The organism is Streptomyces zingiberis, from assembly GCF_012034935.1.
In the GTDB taxonomy this organism is placed as follows: Bacteria; Actinomycetota; Actinomycetes; order Streptomycetales; family Streptomycetaceae; genus Streptomyces; species Streptomyces zingiberis.
On the sequence record NZ_JAATEN010000005.1, the window covers coordinates 381,517 to 394,167 of the forward strand.

General features: G+C 75.2%; 11 protein-coding genes. 4 read left to right on the forward strand and 7 right to left on the reverse strand.

Features of this window, described 5'->3' with window-relative positions; all coding sequences use genetic code 11:
- Positions 1-246 precede the first annotated feature (246 nt).
- Both HCK00_RS09390 and HCK00_RS09395 read right to left on the reverse strand, forming a co-directional pair.
- Complete coding sequence (locus tag HCK00_RS09390; protein WP_168101325.1) at positions 247-849, reverse strand: sigma-70 family RNA polymerase sigma factor; 603 nt, start codon at positions 847-849, stop codon at positions 247-249.
- Between the two features lie 259 nt (positions 850-1,108).
- Positions 1,109-1,720, reverse strand: a complete 612-nt coding sequence (locus HCK00_RS09395; RefSeq protein ID WP_003948568.1) for a response regulator transcription factor — start codon at positions 1,718-1,720, stop codon at positions 1,109-1,111.
- A gap of 395 nt (positions 1,721-2,115) precedes the next feature.
- Between HCK00_RS09395 and HCK00_RS09400 the strand changes: the two genes are divergently transcribed.
- From HCK00_RS09400 to HCK00_RS09410, 3 genes are all read left to right on the forward strand, one after another.
- Complete coding sequence (locus HCK00_RS09400) at positions 2,116-2,427, forward strand: WhiB family transcriptional regulator (RefSeq protein WP_168101326.1); 312 nt, start codon at positions 2,116-2,118, stop codon at positions 2,425-2,427.
- A gap of 466 nt (positions 2,428-2,893) precedes the next feature.
- On the forward strand, positions 2,894-3,568 hold the full coding sequence (locus HCK00_RS09405) for an MOSC domain-containing protein (protein WP_311765235.1): 675 nt from the start codon (positions 2,894-2,896) through the stop codon (positions 3,566-3,568).
- Between the two features lie 260 nt (positions 3,569-3,828).
- On the forward strand, positions 3,829-4,605 hold the full coding sequence (locus HCK00_RS09410; RefSeq protein ID WP_168101328.1) for an SDR family NAD(P)-dependent oxidoreductase: 777 nt from the start codon (positions 3,829-3,831) through the stop codon (positions 4,603-4,605).
- A 237-nt stretch (positions 4,606-4,842) separates the two neighbouring features.
- On the opposite strand, the gene HCK00_RS09415 is transcribed toward HCK00_RS09410, so the two are convergent.
- The 5 genes from HCK00_RS09415 to HCK00_RS09435 all read right to left on the reverse strand — a co-directional run bounded on the left by HCK00_RS09415 (position 4,843) and on the right by HCK00_RS09435 (position 10,748).
- Complete coding sequence (locus tag HCK00_RS09415) at positions 4,843-6,099, reverse strand: SLC13 family permease (protein WP_168101378.1); 1,257 nt, start codon at positions 6,097-6,099, stop codon at positions 4,843-4,845.
- 456 nt (positions 6,100-6,555) lie between these two features.
- The gene (gene groL / locus HCK00_RS09420) at positions 6,556-8,181 is read right to left on the reverse strand and encodes a chaperonin GroEL (protein ID WP_168101329.1); all 1,626 of its coding nucleotides are present in this window, start codon (positions 8,179-8,181) and stop codon (positions 6,556-6,558) included.
- 97 nt (positions 8,182-8,278) lie between these two features.
- Entirely contained in the window at positions 8,279-8,587 is a 309-nt protein-coding gene (gene groES / locus HCK00_RS09425; RefSeq protein WP_019710502.1) for a co-chaperone GroES, read from the reverse strand.
- Between the two features lie 410 nt (positions 8,588-8,997).
- On the reverse strand, positions 8,998-9,393 hold the full coding sequence (locus HCK00_RS09430) for a VOC family protein (protein WP_168101379.1): 396 nt from the start codon (positions 9,391-9,393) through the stop codon (positions 8,998-9,000).
- A gap of 263 nt (positions 9,394-9,656) precedes the next feature.
- Entirely contained in the window at positions 9,657-10,748 is a 1,092-nt protein-coding gene (locus HCK00_RS09435) for a polysaccharide deacetylase family protein (protein WP_311765228.1), read from the reverse strand.
- Between the two features lie 392 nt (positions 10,749-11,140).
- On the opposite strand from HCK00_RS09435, the gene HCK00_RS09440 reads away from it, so the two are divergent.
- Positions 11,141-12,415: a class I SAM-dependent methyltransferase gene (locus tag HCK00_RS09440; protein ID WP_168101330.1), complete on the forward strand. Its 1,275-nt coding sequence runs from the start codon at positions 11,141-11,143 to the stop codon at positions 12,413-12,415.
- Positions 12,416-12,651: the final 236 nt, after the last annotated feature.

The window sequence follows — 12,651 nt, forward strand, 5'->3', positions numbered from 1 at the left end:
CGGCCGGCGGACCGGGGCGGGAGACCGCTCCACGGCCCGTCCCCGGCGCTCCGGCTCCCGGGGTGCCGGGGTGCCGGCCCGGTGGTGCCCGGACCGTACGGACCGCACCGTACGGAGGGGGTACGCGCCCGGGGGCCGTCCCGTTCGCGGGCGAAGCGGCGGCGTGCGGAGCGCCGGGGGTGGGGCCGGCGGAGAGGAGCCCGGACGGAACCGGCGCCGGTGCACGCGAGGAGGGCCGCGGCCCGGTTACTGCTCGGCCAGCGCCCGCAGCCGGCTCAGCGCGCGGTGCTGCGCGACGCGGACCGCGCCCGGGGACATGCCCAGGAGGTGACCGGTCTCCTCCGCCGTCAGCCCGACGGCGACCCGCAGCAGCACCAGTTCGCGCTGGGTGTGCGGCAGATTGGCGAGCAGCTTCTTCGCCCACTCGGCGTCGCTGCTGAGCAGGGCGCGCTCCTCCGGGCCGAGGGAGTCGTCCGGCTGCTCCGGCATCTGGTCGGAGGGCACCGCCGTGGAGCCGGGCCCGCGCATGGCCGAGCGCTGGAGATCGGCCACCTTGTGCGCGGCGATCGCGAAGACGAACGCCTCGAACGGCCGTCCGGTGTCGCGGTAGCGGGGCAGCGCGCAGAGCACCGCCAGGCAGACCTCCTGTGCCAGGTCGTCCACGAAGTGCCGGGCGTTGCCGGGAAGCCGCGAGAGGCGGGTCCGGCAGTAGCGCAGCGCCAAGGGATGGACATGGGCGAGCAGATCGTCGGTGGCCCGCTCGTCACCGTCCACCGCGCGCCGGACGAGTGCGCCGATCCCTCCCGTGCCCCCGGACACGGGAGGACACGGCTTCTCGGTGTCACGCATCAGTCCATGGTGCCTTGGCCCCGCTCCGTGCGCGGCACCGCATCCGCACTTGTGCACCGATCCGTTATGCGCGGGCGCGCCGGCTGTCATCTCGCGCGCCCTCCGCCCGGCCGAACCGTCCCCGAGGAAGTCCATACCCCCAAGGATGCGGCAGCCCGCGCGAAACGGGGACCGGGCCGCCCCGCGCGCACCCCGGAGGTGCGCCGCCTCGCCCGTCCGGGACGGGCGAGGACCGTCGTTCCCCCGCCGTGGCGCACCGCTAGCGGACCAGGCCCCAGCGGAATCCGAGCGCGACGGCGTGGGCGCGGTCGGAGGCTCCCAGCTTCTTGAACAGCCGGCGGGCGTGGGTCTTCACGGTGTCCTCGGAGAGGAACAGCTCCCGGCCGATCTCGGCGTTGGAGCGGCCGTGGCTCATCCCCTCCAGCACCTGGATCTCCCGGGCGGTGAGGGTGGGCGCGGCGCCCATCTCGGCGGAGCGCAGCCGGCGGGGGGCGAGCCGCCAGGTCGGGTCGGCGAGCGCCTGGGTGACGGTGGCCCGCAGTTCGGCGCGGGAGGCGTCCTTGTGGAGATAGCCGCGGGCGCCGGCGGCGACGGCGAGGGCGACGCCGTCGAGGTCCTCGGCCACGGTGAGCATGATGATCCGGGCGCCGGGGTCGGCCGAGAGGAGCCGGCGCACCGTCTCCACCCCGCCGAGCCCGGGCATGCGCACGTCCATCAGGATCAGGTCGGAGCGGTCGGCCCCCCAGCGGCGGAGGACCTCCTCGCCGTTGGCGGCCGTCGTCACACGCTCGACGCCGGGCACGGTCGCGACCGCGCGGCGGAGCGCCTCTCGGGCGAGCGGGGAGTCGTCACAGACGAGGACGGAAGTCATGGACGTCCTCCGCAGCTGATGCGCGTCACCTTGAGCCTCCAGGCTGGTACGTAACCTTGGTCGTCACCTGGGCGGCGGCCGCGGCCGGACCGCCGTCCGGTTCCTCGCGGCGTCCACCGCCTCCGCACGTTCAACGATGGTCACCCGAAAGAGTTACGGGGCCATCCCCCTGGCTCTGACCAGGGGCCCCCGGTGGACTATGCCCTATTTGGTGGCATTCGTACCGCTTTGTTGGCGAGTGTGGCCAGATTTTCCATGAGTAATATTTTCAGGTGGTTACACATCGATCGCGCCTTTCCGGGCACTCACCCACGCGCGGTCGCGGACCCTCCCGGCCGTGGCCACCGGGCTTCCCAGCCACCCAGCCATACCGGCACACCCCGAGGAGATGAGCCATGGCAGATTTCTCCCGCCTTCCCGGACCCAATGCCGATCTGTGGGACTGGCAGCTGCTGGCAGCCTGCCGCGGGGTCGACAGCTCACTCTTCTTCCATCCGGAGGGCGAGCGCGGGGCGGCCCGGAGCGCGCGGGAGAACTCGGCCAAGGAGGTCTGCATGCGCTGCCCGGTGCGCTCGGAGTGCGCGACGCACGCACTCACCGTGCGCGAGCCCTACGGAGTATGGGGCGGCCTCACCGAGGACGAGCGCGAGGAGCTGATGGGACGGGCGCGCAACCGCCTGATCGCGGGGCGCGCGCCCGGCGGCTGACCGGAACGGGGGCCGGGCGGACCGGTCCGGGCGGGACCGGGCACGAGTGGGCCGGGCACGGGTGGGCCTGGCGCGGGTGGGCCTGGCGCGGGTGGGCCTGGCGCGGGTGGGCCTGGCGCGGGTGGGCCGGGCACGAGTGGGCCTGGCGCGGGTGGGCCGGTCCGGGGCGGGCCGGGGCGGGCCGGGCCGGGGCGGGCCGGGCACGCCTGCGCGGGACCCGGTCGAAGTCGAACGAGGTGACGGCTCCGGGCCGGCGGCATCCGGACGGGCAGGGTCCGGGTGGGCGGCGTCCACGGGGACGGCGCCCCGGCGGGGAGCCCCGGGGCCGGACCCGGTGGAAAGGGCTCGCGCCGGGTGGCGGCGGCTTCTACCGTCTGCTGCCATGACTGGACACTCCGCGCACCCCGCCCCCGTCCCCGCACCGGCCGGACCCGGACCCACCGGTGCGACCGCCTCCATACTCTCCGTGAACCTCGGCCGCCCGCGCCCCACCGCCCACACCGACCAGCCGCAGGGGCTGACCGGTATCGCCAAGGCCCCGGTCGAGGGCCCGGTGGCCGTCGCGGCGCCGGGGCCCAGGGGGGCCGGCGGCAGCGGGCTGGCCGGGGACGCCATCTGCGAGCTGCGCCACCACGGCGGCGAGCACCAGGCCGTGTACGCGTACGCCCGCGAGGACCTGGACCACTGGGAGGCCGAGCTGGGCGCCCCGCTGCCGGGCGGCTCGTTCGGCGAGAACCTCACCACCGCCGGGATCGCCGTGAACGACGCGCTGATCGGGGAGCGCTGGCGGATCGGCGCCGAGCTGGTGCTGGAGGTCTGCGGCGCGCGCATTCCCTGCCGCACCTTCGCGGGGCACCTCGGCGGGGCGGGGGTGCTGCCCGACCCCGACGGCCGGGGGTGGGTCCGCCGCTTCACCCGGGCCGCCCTGCCGGGCGCGTATCTCCGGGTCGTCCGGCCGGGGACGGTACGGGCCGGCGACCCGGTCGCCGTCGAGCACCGGCCCGGGCACGAGGTGACGGTCGCCTTCCTGTTCCGCGCGGTGACCACCGAACCGGCGCTGCTGCCGCGGATCCTGACGGCGGGGGACGCCCTGCACCCGGAGTCCCGCGAGCTGGCCCTGCGGCGGACAGCGGTGGGCTGAGCGGTGAGCTGAACGGTGCGCTGAACCGCGGTTGAGCGGCGCTTGAGCGGCGGGCGGCGGTGGTGAGCGGCCGTGAGCGGCCGCGGTGAACCGGGCCGGGAACGGCCGCGGGGAACCGGCGGGAGCGGCGGCCCGCGGGGTGGCGTCCCGTCAGCCGCGCTTCCTCCCAGCTCTCCCCGTCCGGCCGGGGCCCCGGGGGCCCTGACCGGACGGGGAGGACGGGCACGGCGGCCTCCGGCGGCGCCGGATACCGTGCGCTCATGACGACTGCGTTGATTACGGGAGCCACGGCGGGGATCGGTGGGGCCTTCGCGCATCGCCTCGCGGCCGACGGGCACAACCTGGTGCTGGTGGCCCGGGACGAGAAGCGCCTCCGCGAACAGGCCACGGAGCTGCACGACCGGCACGGCGTCGAGGTGGAGGTGATGCGTGCCGACCTCGCCTCCGACAAGGGGATCGAGGCGGTCGCCGCCCGGCTGGAGGAGCGCACCCACCCGGTGGATCTGCTGGTCAACAACGCGGGTTTCGGCAACAAGGGCGCCTTCCTCGACGTCCCGGTGGAGGACGAGCTGCGGATGCTCAAGGTGCACTGCGAGGCGGTGCTGCGGCTGACCCACCGGGCCGTGACGGGGATGCGGGACCGGGGCCGGGGCGGGGTGATCAACGTCGCGTCCGTGGCCGCGTTCGTCCCGCGCGGTACCTACGGGGCGAGCAAGTCGTGGGTGGTGCAGTTCACCCAGGGCGCGGCGCACGAACTGAGCGGCTCGGGGGTGCGGCTGATGGCGCTCTGCCCCGGCTTCGTCCGTACCGAGTTCCACGAGCGGGCCGGTATCAGGACGGGCAACATCCCCGACTGGCTGTGGCTGGACGCCGACCGGGTGGTGGAGGCGGCGATGAGGGATCTGGAGCGGGGCAAGACGCTGAGCGTGCCCGATCCGCGGTACAAGACGCTCACCGGCCTGGCGAAGCTCGCCCCGCGCAACATGCTGGGCGGGATCTCCACCCGGGCGGGCCGCAAGTTCGGGCCGTCACGGTGACGGGCGCGCCGGCTCCGGGGGTGGGGGCCGGCGCGGGAGGCGTTCGCCGGGCGGTGCAGTGACGTTACGCCAGGTGCGGGCGGGCGGTGCGGAGCGCCGGTCGCCGCACCGCGCGGCGGGCGCGGACGGAGGCCACGGCCCGGCGCCGCGGCCTGACCTCCCGGCCCGGCGTCGCGACACGGGTCACGGCGCGTGGGTCACGGCGCGTGGGTCACGGCACAGGGCAGCGCCGCCGGGTCAGCCGCCGGTCAGCCGGAGCGAGAGCCACAGCGCCAGGACCGAGCCCAGCAGGGTGAGGGGCACCGAGCGCAGGCCGAGCCGGGTGAAGGTGCCCAGCTCCACCTCGGCGTCGTGGCGGCGCACGACCCGCCGCCACAACAGGGTGGCCAGGGAACCGGTGTAGGCGAGGTTGGGCCCGATGTTGACGCCCAGCAGCACGGCGAGGACGGCGCCGGGTCCGGCGGGCGCCGCCAGCGGCAGCAGGACGAGCACCGCGGGCAGGTTGTTGATCGCGTTGGCCACCACGGCGGCCAGCGCCGCGAGGGCCAGCAGGGCGAACAGGCCGGTGCCCTGGGGGATCAGGCGCCCGAGCCCGCCGGCGAGACCGTGGTCCACCACCGCGCGGACCACGACGCCCAGCGCCAGGACGAACGCGCAGAAGGGCAGCGAGGCCGCGCGGACGATCCCGGCCGGGGTGGTGTGCCGCCGGGGCAGGGCGCGGGCGGCCAGGACGGCCGCGCCCGCCGCGGCCACCCACGCCGGGCTGACCCCCACCGCGGAGGCCACCGCGAACCCCGCGAGGGTGCAGCCCAGGACGGCCAGGGCGAACACCGGGACCGGGGCCGGCTCGGCGGCCGGCGGGGCCTGCGCCCCGGCGTCCAGGTCGGCGGCGAAGAACCGCCGCAGCACCAGGTACTCCAGACCGATGGTGACCACCCACGGCAGTGCCATCAGGGCGGCGAACCGGGTGAAGCTCAGCCCGCTGGTGGTGAACGCGAGCAGGTTGGTCAGGTTGGAGACCGGCAGCAGCAGCGAGGCCGAGTTCGCCAGGTGCGCGCAGGCGTAGATGTGCGGCCGGGCCAGGGCGCCGAGCCGGGCCGCCGTGGCGAACACGACGGGGGTGAGCAGCACCACGGTGGCGTCCAGGCTCAGCACGGCGGTGATCAGCGAGGCGGCCACGAACACCTGGACCAGCAGCCGGCGCGGCCGGCCCGCCGCGCTCCGGGCCATCCACGCCCCGCAGGCCCGGAACAGACCCTCGTCGTCGCACAACTGGGCGAGTACCAGCACGGCGGCGAGGAAGCCGATCACGGGCGCGAGCCGGGTGACCTCCGCCACCGCGTGCTCCGGCGAGATCACCCCGGTGGCGACGGCCAGTCCGGCGGCCGGGACGGCGACGGCGGCCTCCGGCCATCCCCAGGGACGCACCACCGCGGCGACGAGGACCGCGCCGAGCAGGACGACGGCGAGCGCCGCGGCGGACGAGGGGTTCAGGGCGGGGGCCTTTCACGAGGACGGTCGTGTCACGAGGACGGCCGGGAGCACCGGGCCCGCTGCTCCGCTCGGGGCCTGCCGGTCCGGACCGATGATCCGCCACCTCGGCCCGCCTGTTCCACTTCCCGGCCGCGCGCCGCGCGGCGCGCCCCCGGCCCGGCCCGGCCCCCATGCCACCGGCACGACGGGGCGACGGGCCGACGGCCCGGCACGGCCCCGCGATCCCGCCTCCCGGCCGCGGCCCCAGCTCCGGCCCTGCGCACCCGCCCCGGAAACGACGCCGCCGGCGCCCCCGCCGCGCTGCTGCGCGGTACGGGGCGCCGGCTGGTGGCGCGGGCCGGGGCGGAGCCGCCCGTGGAGGGGTCCCGCCCGGCCGTCCGCCGCCCGGAGCGGTCGGTCAGGCCGGGCCGGGGCCCGTGCCGGGGCCGCTGCCGCTCCGGGCGTGCGGGTGAACGCTCAGTGGGAGTGACCGTGGCCGTGGCCGCCGGCCTGCTCCTCCTCCTCGGCGGGCTTCTCGACGACCAGGGACTCGGTCGTGAGCAGCAGCGAGGCGATGGAGGCGGCGTTCTCCAGGGCGGAGCGGGTGACCTTGACCGGGTCGATGACGCCGGCCTTCACCAGGTCGCCGTACTCGCCGGTAGCGGCGTTGAAGCCCTGGCCCTTGTCCAGCTCGGCGACCTTGGAGGTGATGACGTAGCCCTCCAGGCCGGCGTTCTCCGCGATCCAGCGCAGCGGCTCGACGGCGGCGCGGCGGACCACGGCCACACCGGTGGCCTCGTCGTCCGTCTTGCCGAGCGAGTCGTTCAGCACCTTGGCGGCGTGGACCAGCGCGGAGCCGCCACCGGAGACGATGCCCTCCTCGACCGCGGCGCGGGTCGCGGAGATGGCGTCCTCCAGACGGTGCTTGCGCTCCTTCAGCTCGACCTCGGTCGCGGCGCCGACGCGGATCACGCACACGCCGCCGGCCAGCTTGGCGAGGCGCTCCTGGAGCTTCTCGCGGTCCCAGTCGGAGTCGGTGGTCTCGATCTCGGCCTTGATCTGCGCGACCCGGCCCTGCACGTCCTCGGACTTGCCGGCACCGTCGACGATGGTGGTGTCGTCCTTGGTGACGGTCACGCGGCGGGCGGAGCCCAGCACGTCCAGACCGGCCTGGTCGATCTTGAGGCCGACCTCCTCGGCGATGACGGTGGCGCCGGTGAGGGTCGCCATGTCGCCGAGCATCGCCTTGCGGCGGTCACCGAAGCCGGGGGCCTTGACGGCCACGGCGTTGAAGGTGCCACGGATCTTGTTGACGACGAGGGTGGAGAGCGCCTCGCCCTCGACGTCCTCGGCGACGATCAGCAGCGGCTTGGAGGAGCCGGCCTGGATGATCTTCTCCAGCAGCGGCAGCAGGTCCTGGATGGAGCTGATCTTGCCCTGGTGGATGAGGATGTACGGGTCGTCGAGGACGGCCTCCATCCGCTCCTGGTCCGTCACCATGTACGGGGACAGGTAGCCCTTGTCGAAGGCCATGCCCTCGGTGAAGTCCAGCTCCAGGCCGAAGGTGTTGGACTCCTCGACGGTGATGACACCGTCCTTGCCGACCTTGTCCATCGCCTCGGCGATGAGCTCGCCGACCTGCTTGTCCTGGGCGGACAGACCGGCGACCGCGGCGATGTCGCTCTTGGAGTCGATCGGGCTGGCGGTGGCCAGCAGCTCCTCGGAGACCGCCTTGACCGCGGCGTCGATGCCCTTCTTCAGGGCGGCCGGGGAGGCGCCCGCGGCGACGTTGCGCAGACCCTCGCGGACCAGCGCCTGCGCCAGCACCGTGGCGGTGGTGGTGCCGTCACCCGCGATGTCGTTGGTCTTGGTGGCGACCTCCTTGACGAGCTGGGCGCCCAGGTTCTCGTAGGGGTCCTCGACCTCGACCTCGCGGGCGATGGTCACACCGTCGTTGGTGATGGTCGGCGCGCCGAACTTCTTGTCGATGACGACGTTGCGGCCCTTGGGGCCGATCGTCACCTTCACCGTGTCGGCGAGCTTGTTGACGCCGCGCTCGAGGGCGCGCCGGGCGTCCTCGTCGAACTTAAGGATCTTCGCCATGGTTGCCTGTGTCCTCTCAAACGAACTGCGCCCCGACGCTCCCGGTGGTGCGAGACGACACGGGTTTGCCGGGGCGCAGATCAGACTTCTGGGTGAATTACTTCTCGACGATCGCGAGCACGTCGCGAGCCGAGAGGACGAGGTACTCCTCGCCGCTGTACTTCACCTCGGTGCCGCCGTACTTGCTGTAGAGCACGACGTCGCCGACGGAAACGTCGAGCGGAAGACGGTTGCCGTCCTCGAAGCGGCCCGGGCCCACGGCCAGGACGACGCCCTCCTGGGGCTTCTCCTTGGCGGTGTCCGGGATGACCAGGCCGGAAGCCGTGGTCTGTTCGGCGTCGAGCGGCTGGACCACAATGCGGTCCTCGAGCGGCTTGATGGCAACCTTGGAGCTGGCGGTCGTCACGATCCGACCTCCCCCTTCGGAGATCTCACGGGGTCTACTGTCTGAGGTGGCGACCGGGTAAATCCGTCGTCGCGGGTGCCGGACCTGCCCGTCGCTGTGTTTGGCACTCGACGGTGCCGAGTGCCAGACCTGAGCCTATGACGGGGTTAGCACTCGGTCAAGCTGAGTGCCAATGCGCCGACGGCGAGCCGTGGAGCAGGCGCGTCCGGCGGGGGCGCGCGGACAACCGTCCGCGCCCCGGGACCGCCCCGCGCCCCCGGCAAGGGGACCGCCTCCGGCACCGGACCGAAAGGCCCTGGAGGCCGGCCCCGGGTGACGCCGCCCCGGCGCCCGGCCCCGGGCGCACACGGAACGGCCCCGGCGCCGCCGGGTGGCGGAGCCGGGGCCGGGGCCGGACGGCGGGGAGCCGGTCAGCCCGCCGCGGACATGTCCATGTGGACGATCTCCCAGATGTGCCCGTCCAGGTCGTGGAAGGAGCGCGCGTACATCCCGGTCTCCTCCATCGGGTCGCCCGTCGGCGAGCCGCCCGCGGCCAGCGCCGCGTCCACCAGCCGGTCCACCTCCGCGCGGTCGCAGGCGCCGAGCGCGGTGATCACCTCGGAGGTCCGGCCGGTGTCCGGGATCTCCTTCTTGGTGAACCCCTGGAAGAAGGGCTCGTCGAGGAGCATGGCGTAGCTCCTGCCCTCGTCGAGCACCACGCAGAGGGCTTTCCCGTCGGAGAACCGCTCGTCGAAGGTGAAGCCGAGCGCTTCGAAGAACGCGCGGGAGCGCCCGACGTCCTTCACGGGCAGATTGACGAAGACCATGCGGTTGGCGGCCACGGCCGACCCCTCTCGTCCGCCCGCTCCGGGTACGGCGCGGGCACAGTCGTTCGGTGGTCTCGCCGAATCGGTGCCGCGCGGCGGCACTCCACGGATTCGGCGCTGTCACGGATCCCTCAGAGATCCTTCAGGGATATGGACGACGCGGGGCGCGCGAACTCATCGGTGAGCCGCGCCCGCGGTACCTCCTGTGTGCCGTCGTGCGTGCCGTCGCGTGTGCCGTCGTGCCTGCCGTCCTGCGCCGGCCGTCACTTGCCGGCCACGCCGGCGGCGGCCCCGGCCCGCGCCCCGGAGGAGGCGGAGAGGCGCGCTCCGGAACCGGCTCCGGTGCCGCCCCCGGACCCGGCCGGGCCCCCGCCGCCCGCGCCACCGTCACCATCACCGTCACCGTCAGCGCCGATGTAATCCTCCAGCAGCGCGACCGCGAACCCCTCCTCCGTGGCCTGGTCGAGCAGGCGGCGCAGGACGTCCCGCATGTCGCCGCGCCACTCGGAGCGGCCCCGGAAGTGGGTCAGGACGATGTCCCCGGGGTGGAAGCGCCCGTCCAGGGTTCCCCGGCGGTACTCCAGGCGGTCGGGGAAGACCTCCTCGTTCCACAGCGGCACCACCGTGATCCCGCAGTCGGCGGCGGCGCGCAGCGTGGTGCGGTCGTAGCCGCCGAACGGGGGGCGGAACATGGTGGGCCGCGTGCCGGTCCCCCGCTCCAGGTTGTCCTGCTGCCCGCAGATCTCGCGGCGCTGCTCCGCGTAGGAGCGGCCGGGGAGGTAGGGGTGGGTGAGGGTGTGGTTCTGCACGCCGGCGCCGAGCTCCCGCATCCTGCGGAAGTAGCCGTACTCGCCGCCGGTGGAGGTGTGCGTGAGGAACGCGCTGACGGGGACGGACAGCTCCTCGATCATCCGGAGCAGGGCGGGGTCCTTCTCGCCGCCGTCGTCGATGGTCAGGAAGATCACGCGGTCGTCGGTGGGGACCCGGCTGATCACCGGCGGCAGGCCGTCCCCCGGCTTCTGCGGTCCGCGTCCGAGGCCCGGCTCGGTCTCCAGGCCGGGCGCGTCCCGCGGGGGCGGCGGCGGGGCGAGCGGGACGGAGCGCAGCCCCCACTTGCGGGCGGCGGCGGCCTGGACCAGCCGGTTCTGTTCGAGCTGCGCCGCGCGGGCCGCGAGCGCGCGGGCGGGGGCCGAGAGCAGCTCCCCGGAGGGCACCTCGGGGAGGGCGTTACGGGCGTCGGGGCGGGAACCCTCGCGCGATCCCGACGGGGCCTCGCGCCGCTCCTCACCCGGCCGGCCGCAGGCGGTGGCGAGGAGCCCGGTGAGCACGAGGACGGCGGCGGCCCGGCCGGTCACCCGGCGGACGAGGGCGCGCCGGCGGCCGGCCGGGGTACGGGGGCCGGCGGAGCGGGCGTCCGGCCGGCCGGAACGGGCGGGGCGGGCGGCAGGCGGGGCGCCGGAGCGCTCCCCGGGGGCCGTACCCTCCGCGCCGTCCGCGCGCGCCGCGCGCACCTCGCGGCCCGGGGGCCCGGGGGGCGCCGGGCCGGTGCGCCGCGCCTCCCGGTGCCGGTGCGCCGCACCGGCCGCCCGGGGGGTGCGCGGACGGGCGCGCCGGACCTGGACCTTGGGAGACGGGTCACTTCCCCATGATTTATATGATTTACGCACAAAGCCCATACCATCGGATGCTGCCAGCACCCGGGAGCGCCGCAAGCCCGGCCACCCGTTCGCCGGTGCCCGCCCCCCGGATGGCTCACAATGGCCTGGTGCACGACCCCTCCACCCCCGGACCGGGCCCGGGCCCCGCACCGGACGTCGGCTCCGGCCCGGCCTCGGGCCCCGGCCCCGCTGACGATCTCGCCGCCTTCGCCGCCCTGCTGACCGACGAGGGCCGCGCGCTCCTCCGTGAACTCCGTGACCACGATCCGGCGCGGGACCTGGCCACCGCCACCCGGCTGCGCCGCGACCACCCCGCCGGACTGGTCTCCGCCGCGCTCGGCCAGGCGGCGCTGCGCCGGCGCGCGGTGGCGAAGTTCGGGGCCGGGGACGCCGCCCGGATGTTCTTCACCCCGGCCGGGGTCGAGCAGGCCACCCGCGCCTCCGTCGCCGCCCACCGCGCGCGCCGCTTCACCGCCCTCGGGGTGCGGCGGGTGGCGGACCTGTGCGGCGGCATCGGCGGGGACGCCATCGCCCTGGCGCGCGCCGGGATCTCCGTCCTCGCCGTCGACCGCTCCCCGCTGACCTGCGCGGTCGCCCGCGCCAACGCCGACGCGCTGGGCCTGTCCGACCGGATCGAGGTGCGCTGCGCCGAGGTGACGGAGGTGGACACCGGCCCGTGCGACGCGGTCTTCGTGGACCCCGCGCGGCGCGGCGGGCGGGGCCGGATCTTCGACCCCGAGGCGTACTCGCCCCCGCTGTCCTGGGCGGTGGAGGCCGCCCGCCGGGCCCCGTACGCGGCGCTGAAGGTCGCGCCCGGCATCCCGCACGAGGCCGTGCCGGAGGACGCCGAGGCGGAGTGGATCTCCGACGGCGGCGAGGTGAAGGAGGCGGTGCTGTGGTTCGCCGGGGAGCCCGGCGCCCGCCGCGCCACGCTGCTCCCCTCCGGCGCCACGCTCCCCGGCCGCGGCCTGCCCGACCCGGCGGCCGGCCCGGTGGGCCGCTACCTCTACGAGCCGGACGGCGCGGTGATCCGCGCCCACCTGGTCGCGGAGGTCGCGGCGGCGGTGGACGGCCGCCTCATCGACCCGTCCATCGCCTACGTCACCGCCGACACGCTCACCTCCACCCCGTACGCGACCGCCTACGAGATCACCGACGCGCTGCCCTTCCACCTCAAACGGCTCAAGGCCCTGCTGCGCGAACGCGAGGTCGGCACCCTCACCGTCAAGAAGCGCGGCTCGCCGATCACCCCGGAGGAGCTGCGCCGCCGCGTCAAACCCCGCGGCCCGAACGCCGCGACGGTCTTCCTCACCCGCATGGCGGGCGCACCGGCGATGCTGCTGGGCCACCCGGCGAGCGACTGAGCCGCCGGGCAGCAGAGGCCGGCCGCGCCGGCAGTCCGCGCGAACCGATCCGCCCGGACCTCCCACGGGACGGGTTCGGGGGCCTCCACACGAGCCGCGGACGCACGGCCACCGCCCCTCCGATTCCTCCCCCGCTCCCGCCCGGGAACCGTTCCCGGCGGGGACGCGCCACCGGCACGCCTGTGTGCGAAAGCAATGGCGGGATGCGCGGCGCACATGAAAACCTGGGCTCGAAC

Bases quoted from the DNA above. Each gene is read 5' to 3' on its own strand.
- HCK00_RS09395 (WP_003948568.1), bottom strand. From the start codon at position 1,720: ATGACTTCCGTCCTCGTCTGTGACGACTCCCCGCTCGCCCGAGAGGCG.
- groL (WP_168101329.1), bottom strand. From the start codon at position 8,181: ATGGCGAAGATCCTTAAGTTCGACGAGGACGCCCGGCGCGCCCTCGAG.
- HCK00_RS09410 (WP_168101328.1), top strand. From the start codon at position 3,829: ATGACGACTGCGTTGATTACGGGAGCCACGGCGGGGATCGGTGGGGCC.
- HCK00_RS09400 (WP_168101326.1), top strand. From the start codon at position 2,116: ATGGCAGATTTCTCCCGCCTTCCCGGACCCAATGCCGATCTGTGGGAC.
- HCK00_RS09430 (WP_168101379.1), bottom strand. From the start codon at position 9,393: ATGGTCTTCGTCAATCTGCCCGTGAAGGACGTCGGGCGCTCCCGCGCG.
- HCK00_RS09390 (WP_168101325.1), bottom strand. From the start codon at position 849: ATGCGTGACACCGAGAAGCCGTGTCCTCCCGTGTCCGGGGGCACGGGA.
- HCK00_RS09440 (WP_168101330.1), top strand. From the start codon at position 11,141: ATGGCTCACAATGGCCTGGTGCACGACCCCTCCACCCCCGGACCGGGC.